This window comes from Streptomyces sp. NPDC102441, assembly GCF_044765585.1.
GTDB lineage: Bacteria > Actinomycetota > Actinomycetes > Streptomycetales > Streptomycetaceae > Streptomyces.
Window position 1 is genome coordinate 318,356 of sequence record NZ_JBIWKH010000010.1, and the last position, 14,517, is coordinate 332,872.

20 protein-coding genes and 1 pseudogene are annotated in these 14,517 nt (G+C 68.0%); 2 read left to right on the forward strand and 19 right to left on the reverse strand.

The genetic code is table 11. From position 1 onward, the window contains the following. Nucleotides 1-667: 667 nt before the first annotated feature. From ACIREO_RS23725 to ACIREO_RS23735, 3 genes are all read right to left on the reverse strand, one after another. Entirely contained in the window at nucleotides 668-880 is a 213-nt protein-coding gene (locus ACIREO_RS23725; protein WP_404113501.1) for a hypothetical protein, read from the reverse strand. A 435-nt stretch (nucleotides 881-1,315) separates the two neighbouring features. Beyond that, nucleotides 1,316-1,756, reverse strand: coding sequence for a hypothetical protein (locus tag ACIREO_RS23730; protein WP_404113503.1), 441 nt, complete (start codon nucleotides 1,754-1,756; stop codon nucleotides 1,316-1,318). Nucleotides 1,757-1,849: 93 nt separating this feature from the next. Further along, the gene (locus ACIREO_RS23735) at nucleotides 1,850-2,131 is read right to left on the reverse strand and encodes a hypothetical protein (RefSeq protein ID WP_404113505.1); all 282 of its coding nucleotides are present in this window, start codon (nucleotides 2,129-2,131) and stop codon (nucleotides 1,850-1,852) included. A gap of 204 nt (nucleotides 2,132-2,335) precedes the next feature. Here ACIREO_RS23735 and ACIREO_RS23740 point away from each other — a divergent pair, with 204 nt between their 5' ends. Together ACIREO_RS23740 and ACIREO_RS23745 are read left to right on the forward strand one after the other, a co-directional pair. Beyond that, nucleotides 2,336-5,323: a DnaB-like helicase C-terminal domain-containing protein gene (locus tag ACIREO_RS23740; protein WP_404113507.1), complete on the forward strand. Its 2,988-nt coding sequence runs from the start codon at nucleotides 2,336-2,338 to the stop codon at nucleotides 5,321-5,323. 3 nt (nucleotides 5,324-5,326) lie between these two features. Then, on the forward strand, nucleotides 5,327-5,965 hold the full coding sequence (locus ACIREO_RS23745) for a hypothetical protein (RefSeq protein ID WP_404113509.1): 639 nt from the start codon (nucleotides 5,327-5,329) through the stop codon (nucleotides 5,963-5,965). A gap of 110 nt (nucleotides 5,966-6,075) precedes the next feature. Here the strand turns inward: ACIREO_RS23745 and ACIREO_RS23750 are convergent, their stop codons facing one another. From ACIREO_RS23750 to ACIREO_RS23825, 16 genes and pseudogenes are all read right to left on the reverse strand, one after another. Beyond that, nucleotides 6,076-6,507: a hypothetical protein gene (locus tag ACIREO_RS23750; RefSeq protein WP_404113511.1), complete on the reverse strand. Its 432-nt coding sequence runs from the start codon at nucleotides 6,505-6,507 to the stop codon at nucleotides 6,076-6,078. Nucleotides 6,508-6,610: 103 nt separating this feature from the next. Further along, nucleotides 6,611-6,967, reverse strand: a complete 357-nt coding sequence (locus ACIREO_RS23755; protein WP_404113513.1) for a hypothetical protein — start codon at nucleotides 6,965-6,967, stop codon at nucleotides 6,611-6,613. An 84-nt stretch (nucleotides 6,968-7,051) separates the two neighbouring features. Further along, a complete protein-coding gene (locus tag ACIREO_RS23760) occupies nucleotides 7,052-7,501 on the reverse strand; it encodes a hypothetical protein (protein ID WP_404113515.1) in 450 nt (149 codons plus the stop codon). Between the two features lie 135 nt (nucleotides 7,502-7,636). Beyond that, nucleotides 7,637-8,404, reverse strand: coding sequence for an RNA ligase family protein (locus ACIREO_RS23765; protein ID WP_404113517.1), 768 nt, complete (start codon nucleotides 8,402-8,404; stop codon nucleotides 7,637-7,639). 182 nt (nucleotides 8,405-8,586) lie between these two features. Next, entirely contained in the window at nucleotides 8,587-9,429 is an 843-nt protein-coding gene (locus ACIREO_RS23770; protein ID WP_404113519.1) for a hypothetical protein, read from the reverse strand. A 229-nt stretch (nucleotides 9,430-9,658) separates the two neighbouring features. After that, nucleotides 9,659-9,994 (reverse strand): hypothetical protein, encoded by a 336-nt coding sequence (locus ACIREO_RS23775; RefSeq protein WP_404113520.1) that lies wholly within the window; start codon nucleotides 9,992-9,994, stop codon nucleotides 9,659-9,661. Between the two features lie 106 nt (nucleotides 9,995-10,100). Further along, nucleotides 10,101-10,610, reverse strand: a complete 510-nt coding sequence (locus ACIREO_RS23780; RefSeq protein ID WP_404113522.1) for a cell envelope biogenesis protein OmpA — start codon at nucleotides 10,608-10,610, stop codon at nucleotides 10,101-10,103. Between the two features lie 205 nt (nucleotides 10,611-10,815). Beyond that, nucleotides 10,816-11,085, reverse strand: coding sequence for a DUF3263 domain-containing protein (locus ACIREO_RS23785; RefSeq protein ID WP_404113523.1), 270 nt, complete (start codon nucleotides 11,083-11,085; stop codon nucleotides 10,816-10,818). 1 nt (nucleotide 11,086) lies between these two features. Further along, nucleotides 11,087-11,599 carry a hypothetical protein gene (locus ACIREO_RS23790; RefSeq protein ID WP_404113525.1) on the reverse strand — a complete coding sequence of 171 codons (513 nt, stop codon included), beginning with the start codon at nucleotides 11,597-11,599 and terminating at the stop codon, nucleotides 11,087-11,089. After that, nucleotides 11,596-11,901 (reverse strand): hypothetical protein, encoded by a 306-nt coding sequence (locus ACIREO_RS23795; protein WP_404113527.1) that lies wholly within the window; start codon nucleotides 11,899-11,901, stop codon nucleotides 11,596-11,598. Before ACIREO_RS23795 ends, ACIREO_RS23790 begins: the two co-directional genes overlap by 4 nt. A 96-nt stretch (nucleotides 11,902-11,997) precedes the next feature. Further along, the gene (locus tag ACIREO_RS23800) at nucleotides 11,998-12,279 is read right to left on the reverse strand and encodes a hypothetical protein (protein ID WP_404113529.1); all 282 of its coding nucleotides are present in this window, start codon (nucleotides 12,277-12,279) and stop codon (nucleotides 11,998-12,000) included. After that, on the reverse strand, nucleotides 12,276-12,536 hold the full coding sequence (locus ACIREO_RS23805) for a hypothetical protein (protein ID WP_404113531.1): 261 nt from the start codon (nucleotides 12,534-12,536) through the stop codon (nucleotides 12,276-12,278). Before ACIREO_RS23805 ends, ACIREO_RS23800 begins: the two co-directional genes overlap by 4 nt. Before the next feature lie 365 nt (nucleotides 12,537-12,901). Next, nucleotides 12,902-13,342 carry a hypothetical protein gene (locus ACIREO_RS23810; RefSeq protein ID WP_404113533.1) on the reverse strand — a complete coding sequence of 147 codons (441 nt, stop codon included), beginning with the start codon at nucleotides 13,340-13,342 and terminating at the stop codon, nucleotides 12,902-12,904. Next, complete coding sequence (locus ACIREO_RS23815; RefSeq protein WP_404113535.1) at nucleotides 13,332-13,559, reverse strand: hypothetical protein; 228 nt, start codon at nucleotides 13,557-13,559, stop codon at nucleotides 13,332-13,334. The genes ACIREO_RS23810 and ACIREO_RS23815 overlap by 11 nt, the downstream gene beginning before the upstream one ends. Then, nucleotides 13,556-14,023, reverse strand: a complete 468-nt coding sequence (locus ACIREO_RS23820) for a hypothetical protein (protein ID WP_404113537.1) — start codon at nucleotides 14,021-14,023, stop codon at nucleotides 13,556-13,558. Before ACIREO_RS23820 ends, ACIREO_RS23815 begins: the two co-directional genes overlap by 4 nt. A gap of 278 nt (nucleotides 14,024-14,301) precedes the next feature. Beyond that, nucleotides 14,302-14,517 (reverse strand): annotated as a pseudogene (locus ACIREO_RS23825) (hypothetical protein); the annotation flags it as partial.

Sequence of the window (14,517 nt, forward strand, 5' to 3'; positions counted from 1 at the left end):
CGGGGGAGAATTCACCTCCGGTGGAATGGACGAAGGGCGGCCACATCAGTCCAGGACTGCCAAGGGGTGCCGCATCGAGGGCGAACCGGCATCCCGTGGGCGGCAAGGACGAGGTCGCGCCCTGGGTCGCGCCCTCGGTCGCGCCCTACGTCGCACCCTGGGTCGCACCCTAGGTCGCGCCCTGGGTCGCGTCGGGGTCGGCTCGCCAGGAGGTCAAAACAGCAGGTCAGAGCGCCTATTCCGTGCTCCTTCCGACGCCGACTACTTCCCTACAGGGTTAGTTGGCCAGGAGCAGGATGCGAGAAGGGGTGAGCGAAGCCGGCGAGCTGAAGAGGAGGAGTAGGAGGAGCAGAAGAGCGGAGCAGAGCAGCAGAGCGGAGCGGAGCGGAGCAGAGGACACGGGGCTTGAAGACGGAGCGATGGACAGGTGAGGTGGTTGGGAGCGGTGTTGTGGAGGGTTGAGGTTCTTGGGTGGGTGCTGGATTTGGTAGGGGCTTTGGCTGATGCGGCGATGACGGACGGGGTGTCGGCGGGTGTGGCGGGTGCGGCGCCGGTCGCCGGGGCGGGCGGGGGCGGGCTGGGCCCGCGCGGACAAATCGGACATGCGAAAGGCCGCTCAGAGTGAGCGGCCGATCGGGGCGTGGAGGGAGCGGGCGGGGAGGAGAGATCACCCCTCGTCGCGACGGCTGCCGCGCCGGGGCATGGACAGGACGAAGGCGAACAGGGCGCCGAGGGACACGACGATCACCACGGCGGTCGCGGACGCCGAACGAGCACCCATCGCCACGGCGAGCCACACGGTCCCGAGCGCGACGACCGTGCACGGCACGCCCCAGAGCAAAGCCCATCGACGCCACGGGCCGGCGTTGAGCGTCTGCATACTGCGAACCTCCGGGATCACTGGCGGGCGGTGAATTCACCGCCCTGTACAAGGGTGCCCTGTTGCTGCGCCCCGGGAGGGAGATTCCTCCCTCCCGGGGCGCAGCAACGGCGGATCAGTGTCCGGGGCGGTCGTGCCGGGCGAGCGGCCTGCGCCCCGTGAGATTGATGCGGACACGGGAGGCGGGAAGGGGGGAGTCGCAGACCATGCAGCTCTTGTCCTGAGGGCCGTTGTTGGTCTCGCAGTGGGGGCACTTTCGCAACTTCCCGGCTCTTTTCCTGGTCGTAAGGGCGCTGAAGTGGCCACGACTGGCCATGGCTGCCATTCTACGTGAATAAATGCAATTACACAATCAAAGTCGACGGGGTAGATTCACCCCGCCGAGGGGCGAGAGGGGCCTCGCCCTGCGGCGAGGCGCGCCCCTGGCCGTGCCGTCTACCGGCGGAACCGGCTGCGCATCCGGTCCTGCTCCGCCGCCTCCTCTGCGCGGCGGCGGGCGCGGTCCGCCTCTACTTCCGTTTCGGTGGCCCAGACGAACACGCCGGGCTTCACGTACAGGCTGAGGAGCCTTCCGTCGCGGATCGCCTGCAGCTCCGCCCGCTCGTCGGGGGCGAACTTTCGGATCTTCCACCGGTCGTCGGGAAGACCGTTCATGCCGCCGGTGTCCCCGTGCCGGATGTCGCGCTCGTCGGCCGCTTCAACCTCGGCGGCGGGCCGGACCTTGCGGCCCAGGCACGGCAGACAGTAGGCGCCGGACCGGAAGACTCCGGTGTCCTCGTGATGCTCCAGTACGCGGGTGGCTGCGTTGAAGCACGTACCGCTGCCGCACTGCCCGCCGGGGCCGATTCCGAGTCCGCACGGCATGGTGATCTGCATGGGTCCTGTTCCTTCTGTTCTGGGCTCTGGCCGGGTGCGATGGCTGACGGGCCATCGCACCCGCGTGCTCGCGGTGAAGCGGCGGTGTGGCGGTCAGTGTCGGGACTGAGATTCCCAGCGTTTGTCGAGACGCTCGACGAAGCGGGGGGCGAACCAGCCTCCAAGCCCTGCGACAACCCAGAAGGCGATGACCGCGACGGCGTAGCGCGCCGGGCCCGGGTCCCCCGGGAGGAGGATTCCGCCGAGTACTCCGATAGCGAGCGGAGCGGGGATGCACACCCAGGTGATCAGGCAGCGCTGGGTGTACCACTCGGTGTAGGCGTACACGAACTCGACGGGCGAAAGGGCGGGGTCGGGGAGCTCTCTGCGCTTCATGCCGCAACTCTACAATCATAAAAACAATTAAGCAATACGCGCACGGGCTTGTGATGCGAGTGTTACGGGTCAATGTGGCGCCGCTCCCCTCCCCGTTCGGAGTTTGTTACGCGCTTGAGCTGCGAATCGCTGGGGTGACGGTCTACTGTTACGTACGCAGCGCGAGTTCCATTACGGGTCACCGTGTGTGCTGCTGATAGATGGGTGTCGCCCCTGCACAGGCCCCCGCCGGGAGCCTGGCGCGCCCCGGTTTCTATGTCTGGAGAAGTGATGGCGTCTGTTCCCGCGCCGGAGCCGGAAGCGAGCGGTACCGACGCAGCTTCCTCCTCGCCCGGTCCCGCGGAAGAGCTGCAGGTGTCGACGGCACGCGTCCGTCTGTACGAGCTGGTGAAACTGGCTCAGGAGGACCGGACCGTAACGGTGGTGGCCAAACGCGCCCGCGGTCACCTGTTCCGGGCCGCGCTCATCCCCATCAGCCTCCTGGACGCCTCTGCGCAGGCCCGCCTGCAAACCTGGCCGTCATGGCTGCGTACCGCAGCCCGGCCCAAGCTGGGCGACCTGGTCCGCGACGCGGCCGGTGACGGCCGCACCCCCGGCGTGCCGCAGGTGATCCTGGATCGGGCCGACTCAACACCGCTCGCGGTCCTGGTCGACGCCCAGCTCGTCTCTCCCGACGGCGCCCCGGTGGTGGTGCCCCAGCATCCTGAAGCCGACCAGACGCAGCGGCCGGCCGCGCCTCAGCAGGTCTCGCTACCGGTGCGCGACGCAGCACACCACCGGGACCAGAGCGGCGTTTCGCTGCTGGCCGATCAACAGCCCGGCGATGCCGAGAGGTCGGTCGCTTCGGTCGCTGGCGCGGTGGTCACGGCTCAGGGTGCGGGCACACCCGCGCCCGCCCTCGCGACCGGGGGCAGCGCCGGGAAGCGGCAGTTGGCGGCGTTCGGGGACGTGCTGGAGGAAGTACTGGCATCGCGACAGCCCGAGAGTCACCCGCAGGACGCGGCGAAGTTCGGGCTCACCGCCCTGGATGAGGCCGTGGGCGGGCTCCTGCCGGGCAAACTGACGCTGGTGGCGGGTGCCCCCAACGCCGGGGCGTCGCTGCTCCCCGCGGCAGCTGCCCGGCACACGGCACTCCACCGTCAGCTTCCCGTGCTGTACGCGGCATCGGGACTGACCCGCACCGACGTCGCGATGCGGGTGATCGCGGCAGAAGGACCCGTGCACTACCGCAGGCTGCGCCTCAACCAGCTCACGGATCAGGAGCAGCAGACGGCGGCCGAGGTCGCCGCGAAGCTGCAGGAGCTCGCCGGCACCGTGTGGCACATCGACGACGGCACGGGGCTTCGGGCCGCTGACATCTCAGAGGCCGCGCGCGACATCGAGGGCCTGGCTTTGATCGTCGTGGACCGGTTGCAGCGTGTGCCCGACCCGCTCGTCCCGCTCTCCGGCAGCGACCTGCCGGCGGCCGCTCAGGCCCTCGCCCAGTTGGCCCGCGTCCTCCGGGTGCCCGTGGTGGCCGCAGTCGACACCGACGAGGCGGACCTGCTCACCGCGCTGGACGCGGATGTAACCCTGACCGTGACCAGACAGGACGAGCGAGCCGAAGTGACGTACGCCGAAAGGGACTTCGGCACCCTGTCGACCGTGACGCTGCGCGCCGACCTCGCATGCGCCCGATTCACCGATGCCCTCGCGGAGGCCGAGGGTGCCCCCAAGGCGGCACCCTCGGCCGGTGCCACCGCACAGATTCTTGCTCCGGCCGCCGACGCTTCTGCCAGCACGGCCCTCGACGACGGCGAGGAGGCGGACCTGCTGGCCGCGGCGAAGCCGTTCACCTCCGGCGCCTCCACCGGGATCTCAGCGCGTCTCAACGGCGTGCTGGCCGCCTTCGCCCAGGCACGTGCGGCCAGTGACGGACAGGATCTCGAGGGGCTGCGCCAAACAGTCGCCGATCTGGCCGCCCGGGGGCCGCGCATGCCCGAGACGGACGAAGGACAACGTTTGGGTACGGCTCTGGCCGCGTTCGGCATGTCCCGCCGAAGCACTACCCCGGCCGGCCCGCAGGCGCCGGCCGACATCACACCGGCTGCGGCCCCTGCCCCCGCGGCATCGGCCACCGTGACCGAACGCGCTGAACCCCAGCCCGCCGCCGAGTCCACCGCCGAGGACGAGGACGTCTCAGAGGCGTTCCAGGACAACACGGTCCCGCCGGAGGACAGCGGGAACGTGAAGCGCGGCCGGACCTACACCTTCTTCACCAACAAGATCGAGGCCGCCGTGGACCAGGCGCTCCAGGAGACCGGCGGGGACATCGACGAAGCGGTCAAGCTGCTCAAGCGCAAGGCAGTGCCGGACGCTATGGCACTGTTCAAACTCTCGCGTGTCGGCGCCACCTATGAGCATTCCGTTTACCCGGAGCCCTTGGAATTCCTTTCGAAGCCCTCACAGAAGGAGTCAGATCAGATCTGGGAGGGACGGCACAAGTGGCGCAACAACGCGCTGCGCACTGCGGTGAAGAAGGGCCTGCAGGCGCCCCTCGACGTGACCGCCCTCGACACCAACTGTGCGTACCTGTCAGCGTTCAAGACGTACCTGCCGATCGGCGCGCTGCGCCACCACACCCGCGGGTTCCTCCCCAAGGAGTCCGGCGTCCACCGCGTTGACCACTTCGAATGGCCTCACGAAGACGTCCCCAGCCCGCTGGGCGGCCGGGTCGAGCCGGGCCCCTACCTGCTGGACGAAGCCACTCTGCGACTGCTGATCCGCTGCCATGAACTCGGTCTCTCCGAGCCGCCTCGCATCCTGGAGTCGTGGACCTCGGGCGGCACTGAGGCACTACTGGAGAAGTTCCGCCGCATCCTGAACGAGGCCCGGACCAAGGCCGTCCAGAGCAATGACAAGGCAACCGAGGAATATGTCAAGGCGATGTACTCCCGATTCACCTCGACGATCGGTGAGTCGGGAAAGAACCAGGAACTCCGCCGAGCCGACTGGGTCCACATCATCCGCTCGCAGGCCTTCGCAAGTCTCTTCCTGAAAGCCCACCGAGCCCATCACGAAGGCCTTATTCTGGTGCAGGTTTCCGGTGTCGACGAACTCCATCTCTGCGGCGACTGGCAACAGATCTGGAAAGAAGGCCGGATGCCCGGTGAGATTAAGAAGAAGCGCCTCTACACCCTCGGGGGGAATTAACCCATGCCGTACGACGACAGCGGCTGGCGCAATTTTGGACGCCTCGGCGCGAACCTGTCCCCGGAGAACGTCCGGGGGGGCGTGGCTCTGGGCGCGGCCATGGAAGAGGCCCTGTCACGACAGATCCGCGAGGGCGGCATTCGCTCCCCGGTCACCACGAACCGCGGGCTGAACGCGAGGCTGAACTATCTCGACAGCGACGCAGGGCGGCAGGCCATGGCTGACGCCGGCGTCGACGTGACACCGCGCACGATGAAGAAGTGGTTCGACGGAACGCAGCAGCCGCTGCCCTCGAACAAGGAGAAGATCGACACCGCGTACTGGGGCCTGCGCACCGATCGGTTCCTGAACAATCTGGGGGCGTTCAAGCAGCACCTGAACAACCGTGGCCGCGGGACGTCCATCGAGATCCACCCGGTCAACCAGGACCTTGTCGAGGAGAACGCGCGACGCCTGAACCTCATCGGAGATCAGGCACACCGCTTCCTGCCGAACGTCCGCTACATCTGGGACGACGCGGTGGACGCCATGAGGGACGGCGACAGCGGGAAGCTTGAGGAGATCTGGGACGACGTCATCGCCGATCTCGACAGCGATTGGGGCGCTTACACCTACGTCTCCTACGTCGGGCTCGGCGCGTGAGCGACCTGGTGGTCGAGGTGCAGGCCGGCTCGCCGGCCCGGTAGGGCCGGGCGTGACGAAGCGGGGCGGGAGGCATAGCCTCCCGCCCCGCTTCATGTCCGTTCCGGCGATCAGCGCCCGGGATACTGCTCGGCGCAGCACGAGGCGCGCCAGCACACACACCGATGGCAGTCCTGGCAGTCCTGCGTCCGTGGGCAGGCGCACCGGCAGTCGCGAGGACTGCACTGCGGGCGGTGCCCGGGGGCAGTGCGCGCGGCAGTCACGTGGACGCGGACGGCGTCGAGGTTGCGTGAGGCCTGCGCCCGCGTCTCGTCGTCCTCGCCCGTCTCCAGCGCTTGGACCAGCTGCCAAGTGGAGATCGGCGCGCTCTCGGCTTCTCCGCTGGTCGGGAAGGTGGCCTCATCGACGAACCGGGAGACGTCGTAGTCGTAGTAGTCGAAGTCCTGCACGCACACGACACGGACCTTTCCGTCCTGTGCGAGATAGCGGCGGTAGTGGGGCTCACGGTCGAGGGAGCCGGGAGAACTCAGGTCGAGCGGCATGTCAGATCCTTGAGGAGGCGCGTCGGGGCCTGTTCGGCACCCTGTGCGGGCGGGGCTGCTGGAGTAGCCGCCCACACCGGTAACGCTACTCGAATAAAAGCAATTAAGCAATGCGTGTTGATAGTTGGGCGTAAGGGTCGAGGACGACGTCGCCGCAGTCGAGGTAGCGGGAGAGGTCGTGACCGCTCTGGGCCGCGATGCCGCCCAGGCCCTGGCCGCGCAGGACGTCGGTGCCGACGACGAAGTGAGGCCGCACGATCAGCTCGCCCAGGACGAACTGGTGGGTCCGTGTGTTGCCGTAGCGGAGGGGGTGGGGCGCGTTCTGGACACGACTGGAGCCGACGAAGGCGACTGTCCCGTCGCTGACTTGCTGCACGTACATCCAGGCGGGCACGTGGCGGGCATGCTCGTCGAGCCGCAGGCCGGCCAGGGCGGCATCAGTGGGGCGGAAGTTGTTCACGGGGTCCTGTCGATCGGTAGGGAAGGGCAGCGCCCGCCGGGCCTGTGCGCGGCGGGCGCTGGAGTGGGCTCGATGCGAACGCGGTCACGGCTTCCGGTACCGGTTGCACGCGCGGTCGTGCCGCCGCCCGTACCGCTCCTGCGAGTAGCAGTCACAGTGTCGGGACACGGGCGCAGTGAGGTAGTCGGCAATGAACATCGCGGCAGCAGCTGAGTCGGCGGCGCAGTCCACGAGGCCGCCGCTGCCTGCGATGTAGAGCGGATCACCGAGGGGCTCGCCCTGGTCGTCGTGCGCGAACACGGTCCATCCCGTGTGCGAGACGGGTGCGTGCTCCACCGAGGGGGCCCGGTCGGCCACGGACAGGTGGAAGCTGGAGCGGACGCTCCACGACGGGGTGTCAGGCTCGAAGGCGACGGCGTAGCTCATGCCGACGGCGTCAGAGTCGACCCTGACGCCGTACGCGGTGAGCGCGTCGAGCAGCATCGCGCCTGCGGTGGCTGCTGCCGATGTGGATGATGCGGCGGTGCTGGGCATGGTGAGGTCTTTCCGTGTGCTGTGGCGGGAGCTGTGACTTCGCGCAGTGAGCCGGGCACGTCCGAAGAGCCGTTCGGCCTGCGGGCCGTGCCCGGCCCCGCCACCTCTACGGGGACGGGGCCGGGCACGGGGCAGTCAGTGGCGCTTGTTCTGGAGCTTGAGGGTGCGCTCGTAGTTCTGGAAACGGGCCTTGGCGATCACGGAGCGGTCCGAGGTGCGCAGAACGATGCCCTCGGAGCGGCCGCTGACGTCGGGGTCCAGCGCCACGAGAGTGGTGGGCATGTGGCGGGTGAGGAAGGCCTGCATCGCTTCGATGCCGGTGGGCAGCTCGCTCGCCGCGACCGTGGCCAGCCGTGGTGTCAGCTCGATGCCCTCGGTCTTGGCGACCGTGGTGAGTTCGTCCTCCGTGAGGAAGTCCTGCCCGCCGTTGTCCCGCCAGGCAGCGATCGCAGCGCGCGGCTGCTCCAGGGTGGAGGGCTGGAGAGTAGCGACGTCGAACAGGCGGTGGCCGACGGTCTGCCCGCTGGTGTACTCGCCGCTCGCGCGGCTGATCTTGTCGCCGCCGTAGACCTCCAGGTAGTACACGACGGCCCCGGTGTCGGGCGAGGTGATCCGCTCGGCGAGAGGGCGGAGCGCATCGACGATGCTGAGCCGGGGGTTCCAGACCCTGTCACCGCGTGCGTAGAACAGCTCCTCGCGGCTGCCCAGGAGGTAGTCGCCGCCGGGGAGGCTGATGATTCGCGCATTGGTGCCGTCGACCTTCTCGGTCAAGATGACGTCACCGGTGAAGGTGGTGGCCCTGTCGAGCAGCCTGCCCCCCTGTGCGAGCTCGTGGTAGGTGAAGATCGAGGGGTACTTGGTCGCCGAGTTGAGCGCGTTGAGGTCGAGGTCCGCGACGGGCATGGGGTGCTCCAGGTGGCGTGATTGGTAGGGGTGTTGAAGCACTCCCGCGCTCCAACAACTCAAACTCTACGCAAGTAAATTCAATTAAGCAATACGCGTCGGGTGTTGATGTGGCGACCACCCGAACCGGGCCAGCCGCTTCACGACGCCCGCACGCAGGCGCTGGCTCGGCGGTCCGCCAGTCAGCGCGCGGCCGGGCCCGGCGCGTGACCGTTCCCGACGCGCCCGGCCCAGTTCCGTCCGCACGCGCACCGAACGCCCGCCAACCGGGCCTGACGCTGCCGCTCGCTGCCTTCAGGGCGGCCAGTGCGCTGCCAGGGGGCAAGCAGCGCGATGACGTCCTGCAGGACGGCGCGGATCGCGTCATGATCCGGGTCGTAAGCCCGCACCCACTGGTCACGGTTGTCGTATAGAGGGCGGCGGCCGTCCGCCTCATACAGAGGTTCCGTCGGCCCGGCCGGAAGCGCCGAGACGGCCCGAGACAAGACCGTGCGCACCTCGGTCAGCAGGCGCGACACCTCCCGGCCGCGCACAGCGGGGCGGACTTCGAGGAGACCATCCTGCCCGCCCGCCGCCCCGTCCTCCCGCTCCCCTCCGACGCCGCACTGCCCCGCGGAGGCTGCGCCGGCTGGCGCGCCCTGCGAGAGGGGCCCGCCTCCTTCGGGGCCCGCGCCCGCGTGGCCAGGGCATGAAGCTCTTAGGTGCTTGGGCCGGTCCTGGTCGCAGCCGAGGACCGGACACAGCCGTTCGACTTCGTGGGTGGGGGTGTTGGGCAGCGCGTACCGCAGGCCGGCCGGACCGACGACGACCGCGACGTCGACGTCGACATGCGCGAGGTCGACGCTCACCGTCCAGCCGTCGACGTGCCCGTGCCGGTAGAGACCGTAGGCGCGGTGGTCCTGGAGCGCAGTGGCGTACAGCTCCAGCACCGTCGCACGCGCCACGGATACCTGCACCCCGCCAGGGAGCAGCAACGAGGCGCCATCTCCGATAGCGGAAGCGGCGAACTGGCGAAGCGTGATCATAAGAGGAGTCCTCAAAGGGGCTGGGAGGGGGGTGGCAGCACCGCGCCCCGGAGCTCCAGGCCGTAGAGAGCCGGAGCGCCGGGGCGCGGTGCTGGAGGGGCGGGCGGTCATAACCGGTCCCGGGGCAGGGGGCCGCCCTTGTGGCCGGGAAGCGGAGGGATGGTAGGCATGGGCAACTCCTCAAGTACGGAAGTGCGGCGGGATGTTCTTTCCGGTCGGGACCGGCAAGTCAGCTGCCAAGACCTGCTGTGCGGCCCCCCGGACGGATACGAACGGGGGAGCTGAACGGATCACGACTCGCGTCGGCCCACTCATGATCGTCACGGAACAGGGAGCCGCAGCCGCCCCTACACCGGTACTGGCCAGGCCGGAGGCCCTGTTGCTCCTCGTAGAAGGGAACGACGAGGTAGCCGACGGCACTCTGGTGCACGCAGAACCCGGCCTGCTCGTGGGCGTCCAGCTGGCCGCCCAGAGCTTCCATCGCGGCTTGCTCCAGGTCGGCCTCTCGTCGGCTCTCCGACCACGCCTGAAGCGCATCGGCGGCCGTTTCGTCTTCGTAGTACACAGAAAACCTCTGGAAAGCGTTGCGGAGTGTGGTTCGGCCGCCGGGGGTGTGGACTCCCCCTGACAAGAGAAACTCTACGCTAGTAAAGTCAATTAAGCAATACTCCCTAGAGGTCTAGTTCCCTGAGCGCCGCAAGAAATCTGACTGCCTCGCGCGGCAGGGCCGCCTCCCGCAGCAGCCGCATACGCAGGACAGGAACATCAAGCCGGATGCCCATCGGCTCGACCGCATCGCTACGGACAACCTCGTACCTAGCGGTCGAGATCATCCACGCCTCGTACTGATCAGCCGGTCGACCGCTGCGCGCAGCGTGACCGCTGTCGGGGGCGAGGCTGGGACATGGGCAGTCCGGATCTGAGCAGCGCCGGCCTGCGGGATGTCCGGCGAGAGCTGGTCGCTCGCGGTACTGCGTCGCTGTGCCGTTCAGCATGGGACAGGAAGACGCCGTGTAGGGCTGACATTCCGGGTGCAGAGCGGGCTCGGGTGCGTAGCCGCGCTCGACGTCAGCGGGTCTGACGATCAGGAAGCACCGCTCTTCCAGCGGCTGCCCGCAGGTCTGGCACAGCCGCTCCAGAAAGGCGCGTCGCACACGATGCGGATCGAGACTGCCGAACACGGCATGTCCGCGGTCGGCCCCCGGCAACCAGGCCGGAGCTGCCCCGCCATGAACCACGGAGACCCAGGGAACGACCAGCCCGCCGGCGCGAGGCCGACCTGCACAACGCACAGGAACGGGGACCGGATGAAGCAAAGCCATGATTAAGATCTTTCGGAGGTACCGGACGAAACGTGCACCGCGCGGAGATGGCTTCTGGGGCAACTCACCAATACTTCCTTCGATTGTCCTCACGGACACGGCGCAGACGGTTGATCGTGACGGGGGCGTACTCCAGTGCCTGCACTGAGTCGAGCAGAGCATTGAGCGTCTGAAAATACCGAGTCGGGCTCATGCCGAGCTGCTCACGGATGAGACGCTCACGCGGCCCGGCGGGCAGTCCCGCCAGGCAAGCGTGGTGGTCGAGGATCTGGCGTTCCTGCCGAGTCAGCGACTGCCCACCGACGGGCTCCAGGTGAGACTGGCTCGTGCTCATGTCAGGGCAGTTCGCGGAGCTCGGGCCGGTCCTGCGTGATGTCGAGGGTGGCTGGATAACCCAGGGAGGCGAACCAGTCAGCGAGCTTCTGGTGTACCTCCGGCACGAAGTGGTCGGGTCCGGAGAAGCTGACCGAGCTCGTCTCGTTCAGCGTCCCCTCCACCACCATGTCCCAGTGCAGCTGACGCACCGCGCGCTCCAGCGGCGACCCCGCGGCATCAGGGGTGCCGTTCGACTCCACCCACACCTGCCGCTCCTCGCCCGTGGCGCCGAGACGGCAGAATCCCAGCTCGGCGAAGATCGCCGACAGTTGGCCCGTAAGCCTCACTCCCGGGTCCCCAAGCCACTCATGGCTGAACAACTGCGCCAGAGACCTGCGCTCGGCCGGCTTGTGCCCTTCCTCACCCCACATCGCTTCACCGGGCGCAGCGACGGGGAGGAACTCCAGGAACATGCGGCGAACAACGAAGGCGTACGGGTCGATGAGCGGCCTGCGCGCCCCTCCGGCCATCACGCGTCACCGTCCTTCATGCGCTGCTCACACTCTGCGGCGAGCGCAGTGGTGGCGCGATCGATCTCCGGTATGTCGACCCAGGCGTTGGACCTGCACGCCGTGTCTGCGGGCAACCCGGTCAGGTACTCCTCGTAGAAGGCCTGTCCCGCCTCGGTGGTTCGGACGAAGCTGTCGTTCTCCGGCTCTTCGCCATCGGCCAGCCAGGCCACGAGACCCGCGTCCACGAGCGGCCTGACGTGCCGGTTATACCCCCCGAGCGTGTGGTTGTACTTCGTATCGTTGCCCTCGGCGGCACCTCGCAAGATGCCCAGAGTATGTGTCCAGCTCACGTGGCTGAGCTGCGCCCTGCTGTCCAATGTGATCATTCCCGTTCGGTGATGGTGCCGGGGTCCGGCATGTCAGTCCGCCAGTCCCCTGAGCTGCGCGATCTTCGCGTCAAGGGCATCCGCCATCCAGCGCAGATCCGCCACCGGGTCGTCGGCCGGGGTGCCGAGCATCCGCTGCAAGTCCCAACGGTCCGCGATGTTTCGCAGCCCTGCCGAGATCTGATCGGCCTCGAACATCACCTGCCTCTCGCCTGACGGGTGGTCGTCGAGATTCACGACGGCGTTCAGGTTGAACACCGTCTCTGGTGTGGCGTCGCCGCTCGGGGTGAGTCCATGGCCATCCTGACCGGTCATGCCCGATTCCCTGTCTGCACGGTACTGGTGGTGGTGCTCTGCACCAGCCGGGTCGCGACGATTACCGCACGCGGGTTCCACCCTGCGGTCTCAGAGGCGTTCTCGCGGATCTCGGCTGCGGCAAGGCGCGCCTCAGCGCGCTTGGCCATGCGGCGGGCGGATCGGCGATGGTTGCGCCTGCTCTCGCCGCGACGGCGCGGGAACGGCCGGTTCTCATCGTGGTACCAGGGGCCGGTGCGGTAGTTGAGTACTGCCATGACTGCTCCACCTTCCATATCGTCTTCTTGTGGGCGGGAGGGGACTCGAACCCCTCTGCGCGGGAATTCTCCCTTTTTGCCACCATGGTGAAGGGGAATCGAACCCCACTTCCCCAGCCAGGGGAACGCCCCGAATCGAACGGGACTACGACCTGCCATGCCGCCCTCGGGCGGCTTCGCCACCCAGTAATGCACACTCTACGTTAATAGATCCAATTAAGCAATTTGCGTCGTTCCCTGCTCTGGACCGTGAGGCCGTGACTCGTCCCGGCGACGGCGACGTTGAGGGCGTCTCTCTCGAAGGGCTTCACGGAACTTCTTGAGGTAGGGCCTGAAGGCCGTGTGTGGTTCTCTCCGTAACCGGTTCAGCGGGGGCCTGTGAAGACGATGCTGGGGGCTTCACCCGCGCGTGGGGGGCATTCGCCATAGGGCTGCTGGCACAGGCCTCGGCAGTGAACGCAGCCCTCCTTGGGGAGGTGATAGCACTGCTTGCCACATGGGTTGCCGGTGCGCTCGCGGACGAGTTCCACCTGGTAGGGCCAGATCCCTCCGTCGACACCGGGGAAGAACAGGAGGGCGTCCATCTTGCATGACACGGCGCGGACTTCCCCCTGATGTTCCGGGTGCAAGATGCGGACAGTGTCGCCAGCCCTGTAGCGGAAGCGTTCCACCTGGTCGGGCCGGATGCCTTCGCCGACGTCGGCGAAGAACAGGAGGCCGTCCTTCACGTGCGAGACGGTGCGGACCTCCCCGCGGTATTGCGGGTGGTGCAAGATACGGACGGTATCGCGAGCGTCATAGCGCATGGGTTGGCTCCAAGTGCGAGCCGCTGAGCGGCTGCTGTGGCGGGGTGAAGGCGAAGGGGTAGAAGTCGCGGATGACCCGCTTCTCGCCGTCCTTCAGGGGAGTGGCGGTGTAGTCGCGGGTTGTGAAGGTGCAGTGGCCGCCGCTGAATCCGGCGTGCGTCCACTTGAGGGCGGAGCATTGAAGGGCGGCGGTCACCCCACAGGACCGGCGTGTCACCGGTGCAGGAGTGTGGCCTCGCTGATGCTGAACTCCGGTGTGATCTCTGCGGCGGCGTTGTCGCTGTCCATGCCGCAGCAGCCCGTATCCCATTCCATGACCGAGATGCGATGCGCTGCCTGACTGAGCACGGTTTTGGCGAAGAGCTGTATCAAGTCTGCGGCGTTCGGGCCGTTTAGGCGTGCCATGAGCAGTGCGGTGGCTGCGTCCACGTGTGCCTGGGCGACCTCGGCCTCGTGGTCCAGGTTGAGGTAGTAGGCGTAGCCGTACCGCTTGCGGAATTCTGCTTCCGGGAGCGAGTTCAGCGTTCCCTTGAAGCCCCAGTTGGACGTGTCGTAGTCCGGCCCGTCGTTGAGCTTCGCCGAGACCTCGAACGTGACGACCCGGTCGGAGACATTGGTGATCTTGACGTTGGACCCGTGGCCCGTGCCATGCCAGATCAGTCCTTCGATGAGCTTGTCCATGATGTTCTCCGCTGAAGAGGTGGGTACGAGAAGTGCGGGGGCGTGGTTCGTTGTCCCCCCCGGCAAGAAAAATGCTACATCAATAAATGCAATTAAGCAACTAGCCTAGTGGGCTCCTAGGCGGCAGGGAATCTGACCTGAGCGAGGTTCTGCCGCCGTCCTGCCGCGCCGCCCTCGGCCCCGCCGTCCCGCCGCTTCGCCGTGTGCCGGTCTTCCGGCCTCGCCGCGCGCGCCCGCTGTCCATGCCGGCGCCCTACGGCCGACCGCGGCCGCCTGCTTCACCCGTCGCCGGGCCAGGCCCGCGCCTCCCTCGCTGTCCCGACCGCGGCCTCCGTGTCCCCCGTGCCCCCGGCCGCCGCCGGCTCCTCCGCCCTGCGGTCGGCCGTCCCGTCGCCGCCTCCGCTCCGTCCGCCGCCTCCGTCGTGCCCGGCCGTCGCCCGCCGCCCGGCCGCCGTCCCGCCGCCCGCCGCCGCGCCTGCGGCTTGGCCGCGGCC

Coding starts and splice junctions, on each gene's coding strand:
- ACIREO_RS23725 (WP_404113501.1), bottom strand. CDS start 880: ATGCAGACGCTCAACGCCGGCCCGTGGCGTCGATGGGCTTTGCTCTGG.
- ACIREO_RS23730 (WP_404113503.1), bottom strand. CDS start 1,756: ATGCAGATCACCATGCCGTGCGGACTCGGAATCGGCCCCGGCGGGCAG.
- ACIREO_RS23735 (WP_404113505.1), bottom strand. CDS start 2,131: ATGAAGCGCAGAGAGCTCCCCGACCCCGCCCTTTCGCCCGTCGAGTTC.
- ACIREO_RS23745 (WP_404113509.1), top strand. CDS start 5,327: ATGCCGTACGACGACAGCGGCTGGCGCAATTTTGGACGCCTCGGCGCG.
- ACIREO_RS23750 (WP_404113511.1), bottom strand. CDS start 6,507: ATGCCGCTCGACCTGAGTTCTCCCGGCTCCCTCGACCGTGAGCCCCAC.
- ACIREO_RS23760 (WP_404113515.1), bottom strand. CDS start 7,501: ATGCCCAGCACCGCCGCATCATCCACATCGGCAGCAGCCACCGCAGGC.
- ACIREO_RS23765 (WP_404113517.1), bottom strand. CDS start 8,404: ATGCCCGTCGCGGACCTCGACCTCAACGCGCTCAACTCGGCGACCAAG.
- ACIREO_RS23770 (WP_404113519.1), bottom strand. CDS start 9,429: ATGATCACGCTTCGCCAGTTCGCCGCTTCCGCTATCGGAGATGGCGCC.
- ACIREO_RS23785 (WP_404113523.1), bottom strand. CDS start 11,085: ATGAGCACGAGCCAGTCTCACCTGGAGCCCGTCGGTGGGCAGTCGCTG.
- ACIREO_RS23800 (WP_404113529.1), bottom strand. CDS start 12,279: ATGACCGGTCAGGATGGCCATGGACTCACCCCGAGCGGCGACGCCACA.
- ACIREO_RS23805 (WP_404113531.1), bottom strand. CDS start 12,536: ATGGCAGTACTCAACTACCGCACCGGCCCCTGGTACCACGATGAGAAC.
- ACIREO_RS23810 (WP_404113533.1), bottom strand. CDS start 13,342: ATGCGCTATGACGCTCGCGATACCGTCCGTATCTTGCACCACCCGCAA.
- ACIREO_RS23820 (WP_404113537.1), bottom strand. CDS start 14,023: ATGGACAAGCTCATCGAAGGACTGATCTGGCATGGCACGGGCCACGGG.